Here is a 15,169-nt window from a genome sequence, read left to right on the forward strand (position 1 = left end):
ACTCCTTACTCTTTAGCTTCAGCAACAACAGGCTGTTTAGAACGTGAAATAGATTTAGGGGATGAAGAGATTTGCACGACTAAAATGCTGATCAACACAGTAATCAGCCCAAGTAATGCAAAGCCCTGTAAGCTTTGATCTAACAACCACCAGCCCAGCACCACTGCAGTTACAGGGCTCAGCAGTCCTAAAGATGACACTGCCACCGGTGACAGTGTCGCAATACCTTTAAACCACAGTAGATAAGCAATTAACGCTCCGAATATGGAAAGGTAGGCATAACTTAGTATCTCTGTGCTGCCCAACTCAGGCAGTGCAGGATCTAGAAAATAGGCAGCGGGTAGCAACATCAATCCACCCAGCAATAACTGCCAGCCGGTAAAAGCTAATACGGGAAGGGAGTTATGCCAGCGTTTCGCGAAGTAGGTTCCAGCACCCATAAAACACGCACCAAGGAATGCCGCAATAATTCCCCATAGATCCCACTCGGCATTCGGCGACAGAAGCAGCGCAGCCATGCCGATAACACCAAAGGTGGCTGCAATCACTGTAAGTACACGTGGCGCTTTGCTATCCACCAGCCAGATCAACAACATCAGCAATAATGGCTGAATAGCGCCGACAACAGCCGCGATCCCGCCGGGTAAGCGATATGCCGCTACAAACAATAACCCTTGGAACAGTCCAATATTTAGCGCGGAGAGAATGATCAACCTTCCCCACTCTTTGCGCTTAGGCAGATAAAAACTCATCAATAACAGCAAGAGTCCCGCAGGAAGTACACGAATCAATGCAGCGGTATAGGGACGATCAGCAGGCAATAGTTCGGTAGTAACGATGTAAGTCGAGCCCCAAATAATGGGTGCTAGTGCCGTTACAACAATACTCACGCTGTTAGGTAAATTACCAATCATCCTCGTCACCCTAGATAATTTATGTTGATGAAGAATTTATCTTGAATTCAAGATACAATTAAACAATGACAGTAAACTATCTTGATATCAAGATAAATTTCAGGTGTAACAGATGACAGATAAATCAGCGGATGCCGTAGATAAGATAATTTCGCAGTGGAAATCAGAAAGACCAGAGCTAAATTCTGAGCTGATGTCCGTAACGGGGCGTATCAAGCGAAGCTCGGCATTAGTGCAGCAAAGGCTAGAAAAAACCTTTTTAGAATATGGACTTAACTATTGGGAATTCGATGTTCTAGCGACACTTTGTCGATCCGGTGCCCCCTATTGCTTAGCACCGACCGCGCTATTTTCTACCCTAATGGTGACCTCTGGCACGATGACTCATCGTCTGAAAGGATTGGAAAAAAGAAGGTTAATCAGCCGCTGCAATAATCCCGAAGATGCGCGCAGCATGTTGGTTAAATTAACCGATGAGGGTTTAGAACTGATTAACAAAGCAGTAAGCGCACACGTCGATAACCTTGATAGGTTAATGAGCGCCTTCTCTGAAGAGGAGAAAATTCAGATGGACAAAAGCTTAAAACGCTTACTAGATGTACTAGAGCAATAAACTAAAATCTATAAAAACAGGATAAAAATACAGAAAAACGGCGCGATCACCGCTAAAGTAAAGCTCTTACTCATCACCTGAAATAAATGATGTTGCGGGTTCTTCCACACGTAGAGCCCGTTCATTGACAAGGTAATAGGGATAGCGAACATACCTACCAAAAACGCAGCTAAACCTGCCCAAGAGCGATTGCCTTGGTTCGTTGCTTTGCTTTAACGGAGCGATGATAAAAATCACTAAAGCCTGAAATGCTGAAGGCAGAATAACACCGATAAATACCCTCATGATTCTGGTACAGGGCAAACAAAATCCGGATGTTTAACAATCATCACATCACAATCAACATGATCGACGACATGTTCCGTTGTGCTACCGACTAAAAGCCGATCCAAAATAGTACGAGCTACACCGCCCATTACAACCACATCGATTTTATTATGTTTGGCATAGTTGCTAATGGTCAGATCTGCTTCGCCTTTGATGATAGCGACCAGATCAGATTCGATACTCAAGCCATATTCTTCGAGCAGTTCATCACAGGAGCTAAGGTGACTTCGCTCCACTCGCTCCTTCAGCGCCTCGTAGTCTGTAACTACATGCTCATCAAAAATCACTTCTTGGGGTAAGGTGTTATAACAGTGTAATACCCTTAGTTCGTTGTGGCCATCATCCATGATTTCACGGGTTCGCTCGATCAACTCCCTATCTAAAGCACCTTTCTCATCTCCTTTATGTAAAGGGTCGATACAAGTGACAACACGGGTATGGTCACCCCATGGTCGCTGTTTCACAAACAGAACAGGGACCGGGCATTTACGAGCAAGCTGCCAATCGACAGGGGCAAATAGATAATGGCCCAGCCGAGTATGCGGCTGAATTGAGTGAAGGACTAAATCTGGTTGGAAACGCAGAACCTTACGAACAATTCCTTCACCAGTATGACGATTCCAACTGGCATCAAAACCCGTTTTTATACCTAAAGCTTCTATATTTAAACAGAGCTCCTCAAGCTTGGCTTCGGTTTGTTTAACGTAGGCATGTTCGGCTTTTAATTCTTGTTTGGAATCAAACATGTAACCATGTTTGATCGAGCGGTTGTAACAGCAACTAAACAGCTCTAGAAAAGCAGAATGTTGTTCCGCAAGGTTTACTGCTTTCTCTAATAGACTGGAGTTATCGTGCTTAAAATCGATATTAACCAGAATCCTATCCATCTCTTCCTCACCAACAAGTGATTGATATTCCTCTCTCTATACCTCCAGTCTGGATCCTAAATTACTGGTTTTCCAGTTCGTTTTTCGACTCCTTATAACAAAGTTTGCTTTCAGTACATTTAATTATAAAAACTTGGACTAAGCCGGATCTTTATATTAGATATACTTAATATAAAATATCTATCCAACGACTCTCATATTTAAGGAATCCGCATGTCTCTTAACGCCGCACTTCGTTTTATGGCTGGCAGTGTTATTTTAACTAGCTTAGTTTTAGGTCATTACGTGAATGCCAACTGGTACTATCTCGCCGGTTTTGTTGGCCTTAACCTATTCCAATCGGCTTTTACCGGCTGGTGCCCTGCCGTGTATATTTTTCAAAAGTTGGGGTTAAAAGCAGAAAGCTGTAATTGTGAAGGTATGACTATCAACCAAGGCCTGCACATTATTGCAGGATGTGTTGTGGTGCTCACAGTGGGACCTGTATTGTTTTTACAAGCACCTCAAGCGTTATTAATCGTTACTACTATCGTAGGTGCAAGCCTAACCCAATCTGCGCTAACCGGCTGGTGCCCTGCAATGATGATTGCAAAGCTTTTAGGTTTCAAAAGCACCCAAGCGAGCTAATTTCATCCAGTTCTGTTCGGCCTAACTTCCCCTTTACTTGTACTACGCTACAAAAACAAGTCGGAATATATCCGGCTTGTTTAACTTCCTTCATTTTGTTGTCTAAAAACAATATTTTTATTTGTGATCCAGATACAATAACGAATCTTATTTAGCTTCAGAATTTTATAGATATACATGCTATTGCGATCTGCCGGTTTAATACTGCCCTCTTTTATTCTGCTGTGTGCGGCAGGCCTGTTATTACCTGTTACCGCTCAATTGAGTGAGGAATACCAACAGATTCTCACTCTGACTCCCTATCCTCTGGCGATCATTGTTGCACTTCTCGGTTATGGATTTAACCGTAGTCGAATCCTCTTTGCCGCGGTAAACCTCTGTGGTGCTTACTGGTTGATCCAGAATGGACTCCAAACAAGCTTAAACCAGCCAGATGCTTTTGTTCTGTTCAGCTGCATATCAATACTGCTCCCTTTCCATCTAGGCTGTATTGCGCTGTACAAAGAGCGAGGCTTATTTACCCCTGTTGGTATCATTCGGCTGTCTGTCATCCTGATTAGTTACGGGGTTTTATATCTAATTTGGTCCAATGGTTCCTTAGGGCTCTACCTAGCGAATCTGCCAATGATGATGTTAGAAATGCTGTTGCACGAGTATTACCTAAGCCAAGCAGCTGCTCTGGCATTTGGCCTTGGACTCGTGCCAATTATGCTCTCGTTTGTCTTTAGGAAGACCTATACAGATGCCGCTTTGCTGGCGAGTTTATTTTCGGCCCTAATCATGCTGAGTTGGTTCCATCAGCCGATGATCTCTGCGTTATTTATTTCGGCAAGTATGATCGCACTGGCTATTTCGGTTGTGCAAAACTCTTATCAAATGGCATTTATTGATGAACTTACCTGTATTCCTGCCCGTCGAGCATTGCTTGATAAGTTCTCTACGCTAGGTAAAAAGTACACCTTGGCTATGTGTGATATCGACCACTTTAAAAAGTTTAACGACACATACGGCCATGATGTTGGCGACCAAGTATTAAAAATGGTTGCAGCCAAACTGAATCAAGTCAGTGGTGGCGGTAAAGCCTACCGCTATGGTGGTGAAGAATTCACTCTAGTATTCCCAGGTAAAAGCGAAGCTGAAGCCCTGCCTTACATAGAACAATTGCGCGAAACTATCGCCAATTACCCTATGCATATCCGTAATCAAGACCGCCCGGACGATAACGAACAGGGCCAAAAGATGCGCAAAAATGCACCTGAAACGGAAATTGTCAGCGTGACCATCAGCATAGGCTTCTGTGAAAAAACACCTGAAATCCCAGACCCAATGGCAGTTATGAAGAAGTCAGACGAAGCCCTATACGAATCAAAACGTAATGGCAGAAACTGCTCCACCGCCGTCCATTACAAACCGAAGCCTAAGACTCCAAAGCGCGGACATCGTAGGGATTATGCTTAAAGGCGATTCGCATGTATGCTGATAAATAATTTGGGTCACCGACTTTAATAAAGGATTACATTGAAAAGGATTTTTACATGGAAGTACTCTTTCACGCTGCATTTGTTACTTTAATCTTCAGTGCAACGGCTATTAAATTCTATGAATCAATCGCTTCAAATCTATTGCTATAGAAAGAGGTAATTATGATCTATGGCGAAATAGCATCCGATATTAGTTACTACGATATCTATCCCGAGTTACTTCAGCTTGTACAACAAACATTCTCAAAGATAGAGTCTGGTGTGCAAGGTGATGCTTGGATTTGGATCTTTGAGGGTAAAGAAAAGGTCGCTCTAGATACTTTTAGCAGTATGCGTTTTCAAATTAAGTCCGATAGCATTAACGGCCTTTTGGTACAGAAAGTCATTTCTAAACTAGACGAACACTACGAGCTGTATATTTACGATGAACCCGAGTTAGAAGGCCACGAAGGTACTTTTTAATCCTTAAAGTCGTAGTCAGGACAAAAACAGATCGGAGATTGAAATGGTAAGAGTTGTTTATCGGTGGCAGGTTCCACCAGAGAACTTTGAAGAATTTAAAACGATCTGGACCAATACAACCAATCATATCCATGAAACGGTTGAAGGTGCCCTTGGCAGCTTTATGCTCAAGTCTTTTGAAAATAAAGACGAAGTGATCACTATCGCCAAATGGGGCTCCCTAGAATCCTGGAAGGATTTTTGGGGAAACGAAAACCCAGAGCAGATGCAGAAAATGAGAACGCTAGGTAAACGCCTATCAGCAGATGCATACGAAGAAATAGAAGACTATACCCGTTAGCCCCCCCACAACAGATAATAAGGAGATTATCGATATGAGCATGATTGGATATCTGCTAGCCGCGGTAGGTTTATACGCACTGTATACCGACGGTATCATCTTAGGCTGCACCTTGTTTTTCATCGGTGGACTTATCGCCGGCAAGCTATTTTTCTGCTTGCGCAGCCTTGGTGTCATTATTATTGCGGCCTCAGTAACATACGGCCATCACAATGGTTTTACCCCAGAAGTCTGGCTTTGCCTCGCTGTAGGAATTATCTTAGCAACGTTTAATCGTAATCGATCCTCACGTAATAATGACGATGATAACGGCTGGGGCATTGACCTTGATTTTTCTTCGTCAGGATCTGATGGAGGAAGTTGTGGTGGTGATTCCGGTGGTGGCGGGGATTAACCCGCTAAAGGAGAGCCTAGCTCTCCTTTGTCACTGCAGATAAATAATCGCTATTTATCTCTCAGTTCTAAAAGCTGCTCTAACATAGATATGTTTCTTTTCATCGATTCAATCTCTTTTGGAGATTGACCATGTTGTTCTGCAAATTCTAAAGCGTCTTTACTTATTTTCAGCCAATCTCTTTTAGTATCTAAATTCTCATTTATGCTAAAAGGTGCAGCCATTCTCATAGCATCCAAATTAGAAATAAGACCCTTTTCTTGTAGGTCATTCACCATGGCTCCGCGTTCGCGTGTAGAAATATTAGTGACATCATATTTATTCGCAATGCTGTTCAAAGCACTTTCTGCATTACGCGCTTCTTTGCTCAGATGCACATCACCATTCGCAGTTTCAATACTATTACCTGTGCCATGAGACGTGTTAACTGATCCTTTATTTTGGGTTTGATAAACCTGAGCTGCGTGAGAAGTTTGGTTAACTTGCATGATGATTTCCTTGCCCAATTAAAATGTATGCAAAAAACATCAAAGCAACTAACATGCCAATTATTAAATATATTAAGTTTAAAGCATTACACGCCCTAGGATCAGCGATTCAGTCTGTGCCAACTTAGTAATAACTCTTCTCTACTTTGATTTCTAAGGAGAAACCCTGCCGTTTAAAGGAAAGCAATTGCCCTTTATAGAAGAAGTATAAGGGATAACGTAAGGCTACGTACGATGTGCGTTATGAATAGGATCCGTTTCCTGAGCATGTTGAATTAATGAATATAGCCAACAAGAGTAACATCGGTACTTAAGTGAAGGTCGCCGCTATAAGAATGATCGAAGGTCTGGCAAGCCCCTAGTTTTCTAGGCAGATCATAGCTTCTGAGGAAGCTGACTTTTAAAAGCGTTACCATATGCTACAACCCAAATCACTTTTAAATATTCATTAAAGCCCAAATAGTGGGCTTCTCCGTGGAGAACAGGCAGGCTTTTAGGCTGGTATTTTAGTTTGAAAGTTAAAGCACGTCTTAATGGCTTTGCTACTTATTGTCACAATCTCTCTGTAAAACAAGCCTGCTAAAAACCCGACCCATCTCAATTTACTACTCACTCTCACAATTTAAGCGGTGCAAATCGCTCGCTTAGTTTTCTTATAACTATTACCATTCACGCTCAACTAATTTAAAGAAGTAGAAAGTATGCCTTTACCACCTTGCCCAGAGTGTAATTCTGAATTTGTTTACCAAGATCAAGAACTATTGATCTGCCCTGAATGCGCTCATGAATGGAACCCTTCTGAAGTTGATGCTGAAGAGGAAGTCTTTGTTGTTAAAGACTCCAATGGCACACAGTTAGCTGATGGCGATAAGGTGACTTTAATCAAAGACCTTAAGGTTAAGGGCAGCTCCATAGTCTTAAAGATCGGAACAAAAGCAGTAATCAAGCGTATCGTTGAAGGTAAAGATCACGAGCTTGACTGCAAAGTGGATGGTGCTGGCGATATGATGGTGACAGCTAAATTTGTGAAACGTGCTTAAGCCATTCTGTGTTAATACTGGTAGGCATTGCCTACCAGTATTAAGTACATAGCCCCACACTTCCTCCAAGAGAAACCATAACTAAGAGAAACATTGATTTCTCAATCTTATCTAAGCATCTTCTAACCGGTATTTTTTACCGAAGTTAATACCAAAAGTTTGATGTTACCTTCCTGCTATTACCCTTACATTCAAGCACTGCATCATAATCCCTCCTATACTTCACTTCGTATACTGACTAGCAACGATTAAGGAAGATATTGCTTTGGCAATAATAGTTAAGCTGTCTTACCTGCTCTCTACGATGCTCCTTCTGTTTTCACTTTATCCCTCACAAACTTTGGCTGGTGGGAAAAAGCAGATACTAGTGATTGAGAGCTATCACGCATCTTTTAAGTGGGATGCGGACTATCGACGCGCCATCCAAGATACACTTGAAGATTACGCCGTCATAAAATTCTTTGAAATGGATACCAAGCGGCTACCTTCAAATCTTCACCCGAAACAGGCTGAAATAGCATGGACAAGATATCTACAGAGTGAGCCAGACTTAGTCATTCTAGGTGATGACAATGCATTGAAATTTTTAGGGCCTAAGTTCGCTAAAAAACAGACGCCAGTTGTCTATTTGGGTATTAACAATAATCCCCGTAACTATTTTGAATATGCCTTCCTGCCGAAACACATATCTGGGGTTCTAGAACGCCCTCTGATGAAACGCTCTGTTATGTACTTACAAGAAATGACAGAAAAGCCGATGGAAAAGGTTTTAATTCTCTTCGATACCAGCACCACCTCAAAAACGATTGCAAAAGAGGTCTTTCAGGGCAAAAGCAAACTTAAAATTGGATCAGCAACAGTACATGTAAAATTTATCCCTGAACAAAATCAATGGCAGAAAGCTATTCTGCAAGCTCCAGGTCAAAAATTCGATGCCATTATTCTTGGTCTATATCACACAATTACTAATGTTAAAGGGGTGCATGTTCCCTCTAAAAACATAATTAGCTGGACTTCAAAAAACTCCGCACTTCCCGTTTTCGCATTTTGGGAGTTCTCAGTCGGTCAAGGTATGGCGATTGGTGGACTCGTGTTAGACGGTTATTCTCAGGGTAAAGCTGCTGCAGCCATTGCGTTAAGAGTACTACAGAAAAAATATGATAAAAGATCAGAACCCGCTTTAAACTATCAAGGTCAGTTTGTTTTCAGTCGCTCGCAATTAAAAAAATGGAATATCCAATTACCTCCCCACCTTCAAGATAAAGCAATTTACCTTCCTTGAAGAACTTAAAGTTAGATACTCACTTTCCAAAGACCCGCAATCTCGAGAATTTTTTGATCCACTGAATTTATTCCAACTACCTTACAAGGCTTTAACCATTGCAAATTTTGCCCCTCCAGCGCTTGTACTTCGCCTTCCCATTTAGTGATCAAATAGTAATGCAGCAACTGATTCGCTGTTAGCTCAAAATCCTGAGAACCTAAGAACCTATAAGATAAGGGTATAATACCCAATTCTTCCTTTATCTCTCTGAATAAAGCTTGCTCTTGGGATTCACCTTGCTCGATATGACCACCAGGTATATTTATTCTGTATGAATTATCTAGAACATTATCATTTCGGCGCTCAAACAGAACCGTTTGATCAGATACAACGACAAAACAGACACATTCGTCTGGACTAGACATAGCAAGCTCCAACCAAGTAATCGGGGGTCATACGTGAAAATGCCGGCTTTGGTTTAGCAATAATGAGAAAGAAGGGTTAATAACGATTTAACCTTAAGTTCCAATCTCCGCCACAAACTTCTTCACAGGCTTCTTCTGAATCAAAAATAATCTGTTGGGTGGGTTTATTGAGCTTTACACCCGCTTGAGCCAGTTTCTCAGTGATTAAACTTTTTAAAAACTGATCCTCATGGGCATTTCTAGCAAGCGTTAGAAGTGATTCATCATCAAAAACAGCAACAACCTTTAGGGATTCAGGGTAACGAGAAAAGTCCACTCTATGAGTGATCCAACAGAAGCCAGGTACTGACTCTAGCGCAATATCACAAACGTCGGTCAGCGTTTCACGGAGTGTTTTTTCTAGTTTTTTATCTGATTTTTTCATTTCGCTTTTCGAAATAACCATAGCTTCTAGGAAAAATGATCATAACTGATTTGGCATTAATAACCCCACCTGATCCTTGCATAAAGATTAGATCCATTTTCAAACTGACCGAAGAAGGTATGTACTTCTTGGCCGCCAAAAAGATTCGCGCCGACGATCAATTTTAACTCATCACTGAAACGATATTTTGCCGAGGGTCGATGGTAGTAGTCATCGTCTGTCGGTGAATAAAAACTAAACCAACTGAGTGTTAGGTTATCCTGTAAAGCCCGATAATTTAGGCGCAGCGTCCATAGTTCGCGGTTCTTATCTGGTCGATAAGGTGAGTTGCCATCATTAGCGATCAGCGCGGCATAATCTTGTGTGTGTTCAAGATAATACCGCAACCCTACTGTAAAATTCGGTAATAGCTCCTGCTCATATCCGGCTAGAAAGCGCACTTGGTTATTGGGTAGCAGCGGATTTGATCCTTGGTCGTCTTCACCCTTATACCAAGCAATTTCACTGTGCCCTATGCCCTTCCCAATATTGGCTCTCAAGCTTACCCCAACAGCTTTTAATGGCGAGAAATAGACTTGGCCTTGGGTATTAAGTGCATTGGGTTGTTTCCAAAAACCTCTATAGGCATATAAAGCCCATTCAGTATTACTCGCTCCCCATTGCGTATTTCCATAGAAACGCGCCGCGAATTCACCATTTGAAACGCTTTCTTTGGGATAACCCGGAACCAACGTATTTTGCGGTGATGCTACTTGCTCACCTACCAAAGGTGAGAAATAGGAAAACCGTTCACCTTTAATAAATTGATCATTAGTAAAAACAGGCGTCCACACCAGATCAAGATTCGATTTATTGCCATAGTACGCAAGTTTGATACTGGTCGATGGTGCTTTTAAGTATTCATCATCGCGCCCAGAAAAGAATGACTGCCAATCCTTTGCAAATAGATCATTCAGGAACAACAAATCCCCCGTTCCCCAAGTTAATACCTGATTCCCCAAACGCAGATCCAACGAATCACTAAGTTGCAGATCTATCAGTGCTTCTCTTAAATTCAATTGAGTCGATCCTTCCACCCCGTCAGTGAAGAAATCGGCTTTGAAGCTATAACGGTTATCGTTCGAGAAGTATTCTGTTTCTACCCGTCCTCGAAGTTCGGCAAGGGTTTTATCTTCGTCTAAAACAGGATCATTACTGAATCGCCCACCTGCCCCCATTTCGATAAATCCGTGCCACTGAAGGGCTTCTCTCGCCTCTTCGTCCCAATCGTTCTGCTCCCAGTCATCAGCTTGAACTACAAAACTAACGGCTATCAGGCCTGATAAAAATAAGCTTGCTCGAAACATCACTGCCTCCGAAACCACTGGCGAGGCGGCTTACGTAATGAACGTTCTGAAAATACCGCTTGTTCCATACCCAAATCATAGGCCTGATAACGGAACTCCATCGTCGTTTCAGCGCCACTACGCAGATCCATCGCCTTAGATTGGATTACGGTGATATTGCCTTGAATCACGTCGCTTTTGATGACCTCAATGCGGCGATAGAGTTGGCCGTTATCGTCGAGATATTCAATTTTTTGCGGCAGATAGTTTTGTTTATTAATCCATGTGGAATAACTACTAAACTCAACCTCTGCAGCTTTTATAGGCGTGCTTTTAATTTGATAGAAGCTTTCACCTGTTTCGATCAATTGATGGGTATCTTCTTCGATACCACGTCCAGATACATCCTCATAAAAGAAATGTGAGCCAACAAAGCTAGTTCGTTTATCACCAGCTGAAATACGTTTAACCAGATCTAAACCGGGAAGATATAACCAACGGTCATCATCCTTACCGGGCGTTTTAGCAACTAAAAACGCTGTATTTCTCACATCTGATGGACGGCTAAAGACAACCAGAAAATCCTGCTGACCGCCATCTTCTCGATCTCTTCTTAAAATCGTAAACTGACGTTTTTGTACGCGCCCTTGGCTATCTTTTATTAACATCCTAGCTTCAGATCGACCATCATCCCCGGCGTAATAGGCAGTCAAATTTGCCTTTGCAACAATCTCGTTTGCATCCGTTAAATCCGCGGCCAGCGTGTTGGTCACATTAGTCGCCAACACACTTACCAAAGCCCCAAAGAGCGTTGTTTTTAAAAAGTTAGGTTTATACATTTTGCTTTTCCTCTGTGAATGCGCTGCTCTTTGGTTCACCAAAAAGTGAGGCTTTGTTTCTAATCAAGTGGATCACGGCAGGCAGTAAAATCACTGTGACAATCGCAGAGATACTCATGATTAACGCCAAGAAAAATCCAACTGTGATGTAAGGCACTAACGGTGCAAAAAGTAAGGGGGTAAAACCGACTGCAACCACTATTGCATTGCGACTAATCGCTCTAGCAGGCCCTTGATAAACTTCATTAACTGTTTTTGGCCAGTTGCCCGTACGTCGATAAATAGCACGGCAGCGCTCCAAGAAATGGATAGCGAAATCGACTGACAAGCCTAAGGTTAACGTTGAAAGAACGGCGATGGGCATGTCATAGTCCTTGTCGACAAAACCGATTAGGCCATAGATAAACAAGATGGTGACCGTAAGGGGCAGCATGGCGAGTAAACCAATCTTGATTGAACGGAACAGAATCACCATTATCAGTAACACCATCAAGAACGCGCTGATCAAACTGTTCAACATGCCATTTACCATCTGTTCTTGCCAAACGACGTTAATGTAGGTCAGCCCCGCCCAATTCATTTGAACACCTTGCGGTAGAGGTTTTTCAGACACAAATCGATCAACCAGCTCAATTACTTGACTCATATCTTGGTTATCACCGCTTCTGAGCTGCAGCCACAGTAAAGTGGCATCGTACTCAGGTGTAACCATATGCCAAAGGTCATCAGGGCGATGAGAAGATTGAAAACTCAGAACCGTTTGAGCGGCAGCAGAAGCATCTGAAGGCAATATAAACTGATCATCAGCCCCGCCTCGTAATTCACGATTAACCGTTTTAAGTAAGGTGCCTAGAGAGCTAGTTTTACCCACAAGTTCAGATTGATCTAGGTAACTCTGTAGCTGATCTAGATACGCTAAACCTTCAGGTGAGAGAAAATACTTTGCCTCTTGCTGTGTAGACTCCACCTCATCCAGCAAGCTCAACCATACTGTCTCATTCTCAGGATCCTCAAAAGAAAGATCATCAAATTTGAGCGCCAGTATCCGTAAGCGTTCACTACGCGAGAAACCCTCAGTCTCTTCACGAAACTGAGAAACTTTCTGCGATACTGAAGTAGGTAATGGATGCTTAAGCAGCTCCATCCAAAAAGATTCACCTAGTTTCTCAGGAGCTTTATCTAGGACAATGTAGGCATTATAGGTTCCTGCAAAATGTGCATTCATCACCTGATCCGCTACTCGCAATCGGTGATCATCTTTAAACCAACGTACAGGGTTATCGTTGATTTGAATGGAGCTAACACCATACACAGAGATGATTGAAATAATAAAAAAAGCGGTAATGATCCCTTTAGAGCGATTAATTGAGAAGCGCCCCACCGTCCCAAGTAGACAACTTAGTTTCTGAGAAGAAACCTCTGTAATCGAATGATCTTTAAGCGCCTGCAATCGCTCTGGCGAAATACTCACGATAAACGAAGGTACAAGCACAACCGTCAGAACAAAGGCCAACATGATGCCAAACGCCACATGCAAACCAAAAATCTGCACAGGAGGGATCGGAGTTAACGCCAACGAAGCAAAACCTACTGCGGATGTAATCGATGTGTATAACATCGGTGTAAACAGATGACCTAACACCTCCCCTAAAGCCTGTTTTGGATCATCACCTGGCTTGTATCGATCCGAAAATTCCGAGAGCAAGTGAACCGAATCGACAACTGCTATAGGCATCAAAAAGATAGGGATCATCGAACTCATGATATGTACGGTATAACCCTGCCCTATCAATGCGCCCATAGTCACAATAACTGTTGCCATGGCTACCAACATAGGTGCAGTAATTAGCAGTAAGGAACGGAAGGAAAACCACATCAACACAAAAATCATTAAACCGGCTAAGGGTGCAGAAATAGCCATCTGGATAAACATCTCAACACCAAAGGTATCTTCTGCAACGGGCAAACCTGCAATATGGAATTCGTTACCTGATTCTGGATACTTCAGTTTTAAACCATCAATAACCGTTTGAATTTCATTCGCTAAACGGTAGCTTTCTGACTTATTTATGATCGGAATATAGATAGCCGCAGCTTTAGCATCTGCTGAAACCAACGTATTTTTTAACAGAGGTAGACGCTCAACAGCGGCTTGAATTTTGTTTGCTTCAAGTTGAGTTGAAGGGGCGGTTTTCATCATCCATTCAAACAAGATAGCTCCATCCTGCTCAAATGACTGGCTGATGTTATCAACCGTGTTTAATGCCATTAAATCTTGGCGAATCACTCCTTTCATAGAATCAACTAATGTTGAGATTTCATACAGCATCAAAAGTGTTTCAGGGTTATAAACCCCTTTTTCCTGTAGGGAGTTCACGATCCCAACCACAATCATGTCATGTAAGCCAAAACGCAGCTTCACTTGATCATGGAACATACGATCAACCTGGTCGTGAGGCAGCATATTCTCTGGGTCTGTATCAATTTTAATATTTGAAATTGGTAAAAGCGCTGTAAAAACAAGCGCTAAGATCAACCCAAAAACAAACTTAGACCTCTGCATTGGTAAGACCAACCAGCTAGATTTTCTCCTCATTTTTCCTCTCAATTCAACCAAAATCAAAGAATATTAGATAATTCTAATATATAAAAGAAATAATAGTCAAATTGCGAATATAAGTGGATCTGAGGTATCATTGACCCTGTTATAAAAAATGCACTATCTATAACTATAAGTTGATATAAAAAATCGACAGAAGCTGCAAATTGGGGATGAAGTCTGGATTAAGTCAAACAAATGAACCGAAGAGTTCGTAGACTGATCCGTTGTGAGCCCATAGATAAAAACAATACAGCGCTTCGGAGTGTTAACTTGAACGAGACCAACAACGCGACCTTAGATCCGGAAACATTGGAACTTATGAGAACCAATGCCGGCAAGGCTGCAAAATTAATGAAAGCGCTAGGCAATGAAAGTCGACTACTCATCCTATGCTATCTGGATGGAAAGGAACTTTCAGTTACTGAACTGAATAATTGCCTAGATTTAAGCCAGTCTGCTTTATCCCAGCACCTGGCAGTACTAAGGAAAGATGGACTAGTGAAAACCCGTCGGGAATCACAAACCATCTATTATTCCCTACAGGGGGACACTGCGAAACGGATCATTCACACCCTGCATGAGATGTTCTGTGCTTCTCTATAAAATAAAGGCCGCTTAGCGGCCTTTTTTATTCCACCACTACTCTACTCCCAACAGTATTTTCTTGCTTTTGCCACACTCCAAGTCAACCTAAACTTTCCAGCCAACGGATTGAAA

At 42.2% G+C, this 15,169-nt stretch carries 17 protein-coding genes; 9 read left to right on the forward strand and 8 right to left on the reverse strand.

Translation table 11 applies throughout. From position 1 onward, the window contains the following. Positions 1–5 precede the first annotated feature (5 nt). Complete coding sequence (locus tag ACMXYR_RS10740; RefSeq protein ID WP_415901556.1) at positions 6–914, reverse strand: EamA family transporter; 909 nt, start codon at positions 912–914, stop codon at positions 6–8. 112 nt (positions 915–1,026) lie between these two features. Between ACMXYR_RS10740 and ACMXYR_RS10745 the strand changes: the two genes are divergently transcribed. Then, entirely contained in the window at positions 1,027–1,527 is a 501-nt protein-coding gene (locus tag ACMXYR_RS10745) for a MarR family winged helix-turn-helix transcriptional regulator (protein ID WP_415901557.1), read from the forward strand. 281 nt (positions 1,528–1,808) lie between these two features. Here the strand turns inward: ACMXYR_RS10745 and ACMXYR_RS10750 are convergent, their stop codons facing one another. Further along, entirely contained in the window at positions 1,809–2,741 is a 933-nt protein-coding gene (locus ACMXYR_RS10750) for a universal stress protein (protein ID WP_415901558.1), read from the reverse strand. A gap of 213 nt (positions 2,742–2,954) precedes the next feature. Between ACMXYR_RS10750 and ACMXYR_RS10755 the strand changes: the two genes are divergently transcribed. The 5 genes from ACMXYR_RS10755 (at position 2,955) to ACMXYR_RS10775 (ending at position 6,045) form a co-directional block, all read left to right on the forward strand. Beyond that, the gene (locus ACMXYR_RS10755) at positions 2,955–3,368 is read left to right on the forward strand and encodes a DUF2892 domain-containing protein (protein WP_415901559.1); all 414 of its coding nucleotides are present in this window, start codon (positions 2,955–2,957) and stop codon (positions 3,366–3,368) included. 177 nt (positions 3,369–3,545) lie between these two features. Then, entirely contained in the window at positions 3,546–4,826 is a 1,281-nt protein-coding gene (locus tag ACMXYR_RS10760) for a GGDEF domain-containing protein (RefSeq protein WP_415901560.1), read from the forward strand. A gap of 185 nt (positions 4,827–5,011) precedes the next feature. Continuing rightward, complete coding sequence (locus ACMXYR_RS10765) at positions 5,012–5,311, forward strand: hypothetical protein (protein WP_415901561.1); 300 nt, start codon at positions 5,012–5,014, stop codon at positions 5,309–5,311. Between the two features lie 43 nt (positions 5,312–5,354). Beyond that, entirely contained in the window at positions 5,355–5,651 is a 297-nt protein-coding gene (locus tag ACMXYR_RS10770; protein WP_415901562.1) for an antibiotic biosynthesis monooxygenase family protein, read from the forward strand. Positions 5,652–5,685: 34 nt separating this feature from the next. After that, positions 5,686–6,045 carry a hypothetical protein gene (locus ACMXYR_RS10775; RefSeq protein ID WP_415901563.1) on the forward strand — a complete coding sequence of 120 codons (360 nt, stop codon included), beginning with the start codon at positions 5,686–5,688 and terminating at the stop codon, positions 6,043–6,045. 50 nt (positions 6,046–6,095) lie between these two features. On the opposite strand, the gene ACMXYR_RS10780 is transcribed toward ACMXYR_RS10775, so the two are convergent. Further along, on the reverse strand, positions 6,096–6,533 hold the full coding sequence (locus tag ACMXYR_RS10780; RefSeq protein WP_415901564.1) for a hypothetical protein: 438 nt from the start codon (positions 6,531–6,533) through the stop codon (positions 6,096–6,098). 701 nt (positions 6,534–7,234) lie between these two features. Between ACMXYR_RS10780 and ACMXYR_RS10785 the strand changes: the two genes are divergently transcribed. Together ACMXYR_RS10785 and ACMXYR_RS10790 are read left to right on the forward strand one after the other, a co-directional pair. Further along, positions 7,235–7,573, forward strand: coding sequence for a zinc ribbon domain-containing protein YjdM (locus ACMXYR_RS10785; protein WP_415901565.1), 339 nt, complete (start codon positions 7,235–7,237; stop codon positions 7,571–7,573). A gap of 265 nt (positions 7,574–7,838) precedes the next feature. Continuing rightward, a complete protein-coding gene (locus ACMXYR_RS10790; RefSeq protein ID WP_415901566.1) occupies positions 7,839–8,855 on the forward strand; it encodes an ABC transporter substrate-binding protein in 1,017 nt (338 codons plus the stop codon). 11 nt (positions 8,856–8,866) lie between these two features. Here the strand turns inward: ACMXYR_RS10790 and ACMXYR_RS10795 are convergent, their stop codons facing one another. The 5 genes from ACMXYR_RS10795 to ACMXYR_RS10815 form a co-directional block, all read right to left on the reverse strand. Further along, the gene (locus ACMXYR_RS10795; protein WP_415901567.1) at positions 8,867–9,262 is read right to left on the reverse strand and encodes an NUDIX domain-containing protein; all 396 of its coding nucleotides are present in this window, start codon (positions 9,260–9,262) and stop codon (positions 8,867–8,869) included. A gap of 76 nt (positions 9,263–9,338) precedes the next feature. Next, positions 9,339–9,686 (reverse strand): Fis family transcriptional regulator, encoded by a 348-nt coding sequence (locus ACMXYR_RS10800; protein WP_415901568.1) that lies wholly within the window; start codon positions 9,684–9,686, stop codon positions 9,339–9,341. Positions 9,687–9,742: 56 nt separating this feature from the next. After that, a complete protein-coding gene (locus ACMXYR_RS10805; RefSeq protein ID WP_415901569.1) occupies positions 9,743–11,032 on the reverse strand; it encodes a hypothetical protein in 1,290 nt (429 codons plus the stop codon). Next, entirely contained in the window at positions 11,032–11,850 is an 819-nt protein-coding gene (locus tag ACMXYR_RS10810) for an outer membrane lipoprotein-sorting protein (RefSeq protein ID WP_415901570.1), read from the reverse strand. Before ACMXYR_RS10810 ends, ACMXYR_RS10805 begins: the two co-directional genes overlap by 1 nt. Continuing rightward, positions 11,843–14,413 (reverse strand): efflux RND transporter permease subunit, encoded by a 2,571-nt coding sequence (locus ACMXYR_RS10815; RefSeq protein ID WP_415901571.1) that lies wholly within the window; start codon positions 14,411–14,413, stop codon positions 11,843–11,845. Before ACMXYR_RS10815 ends, ACMXYR_RS10810 begins: the two co-directional genes overlap by 8 nt. A 357-nt stretch (positions 14,414–14,770) precedes the next feature. On the opposite strand from ACMXYR_RS10815, the gene ACMXYR_RS10820 reads away from it, so the two are divergent. Next, positions 14,771–15,055, forward strand: a complete 285-nt coding sequence (locus ACMXYR_RS10820) for an ArsR/SmtB family transcription factor (protein ID WP_415884646.1) — start codon at positions 14,771–14,773, stop codon at positions 15,053–15,055. Positions 15,056–15,169 lie beyond the last annotated feature (114 nt).

It is taken from the genome of Neptuniibacter sp. QD29_5, assembly GCF_047778125.1.
Lineage (GTDB): Bacteria > Pseudomonadota > Gammaproteobacteria > Pseudomonadales > Balneatricaceae > Neptuniibacter.

Coding starts and splice junctions, on each gene's coding strand:
- ACMXYR_RS10740 (WP_415901556.1), bottom strand. CDS start 914: ATGATTGGTAATTTACCTAACAGCGTGAGTATTGTTGTAACGGCACTA.
- ACMXYR_RS10745 (WP_415901557.1), top strand. CDS start 1,027: ATGACAGATAAATCAGCGGATGCCGTAGATAAGATAATTTCGCAGTGG.
- ACMXYR_RS10750 (WP_415901558.1), bottom strand. CDS start 2,741: ATGGATAGGATTCTGGTTAATATCGATTTTAAGCACGATAACTCCAGT.
- ACMXYR_RS10755 (WP_415901559.1), top strand. CDS start 2,955: ATGTCTCTTAACGCCGCACTTCGTTTTATGGCTGGCAGTGTTATTTTA.
- ACMXYR_RS10760 (WP_415901560.1), top strand. CDS start 3,546: ATGCTATTGCGATCTGCCGGTTTAATACTGCCCTCTTTTATTCTGCTG.
- ACMXYR_RS10765 (WP_415901561.1), top strand. CDS start 5,012: ATGATCTATGGCGAAATAGCATCCGATATTAGTTACTACGATATCTAT.
- ACMXYR_RS10770 (WP_415901562.1), top strand. CDS start 5,355: ATGGTAAGAGTTGTTTATCGGTGGCAGGTTCCACCAGAGAACTTTGAA.
- ACMXYR_RS10775 (WP_415901563.1), top strand. CDS start 5,686: ATGAGCATGATTGGATATCTGCTAGCCGCGGTAGGTTTATACGCACTG.
- ACMXYR_RS10780 (WP_415901564.1), bottom strand. CDS start 6,533: ATGCAAGTTAACCAAACTTCTCACGCAGCTCAGGTTTATCAAACCCAA.
- ACMXYR_RS10785 (WP_415901565.1), top strand. CDS start 7,235: ATGCCTTTACCACCTTGCCCAGAGTGTAATTCTGAATTTGTTTACCAA.
- ACMXYR_RS10795 (WP_415901567.1), bottom strand. CDS start 9,262: ATGTCTAGTCCAGACGAATGTGTCTGTTTTGTCGTTGTATCTGATCAA.
- ACMXYR_RS10800 (WP_415901568.1), bottom strand. CDS start 9,686: ATGAAAAAATCAGATAAAAAACTAGAAAAAACACTCCGTGAAACGCTG.
- ACMXYR_RS10805 (WP_415901569.1), bottom strand. CDS start 11,032: ATGTTTCGAGCAAGCTTATTTTTATCAGGCCTGATAGCCGTTAGTTTT.
- ACMXYR_RS10810 (WP_415901570.1), bottom strand. CDS start 11,850: ATGTATAAACCTAACTTTTTAAAAACAACGCTCTTTGGGGCTTTGGTA.
- ACMXYR_RS10815 (WP_415901571.1), bottom strand. CDS start 14,413: ATGCAGAGGTCTAAGTTTGTTTTTGGGTTGATCTTAGCGCTTGTTTTT.
- ACMXYR_RS10820 (WP_415884646.1), top strand. CDS start 14,771: ATGAGAACCAATGCCGGCAAGGCTGCAAAATTAATGAAAGCGCTAGGC.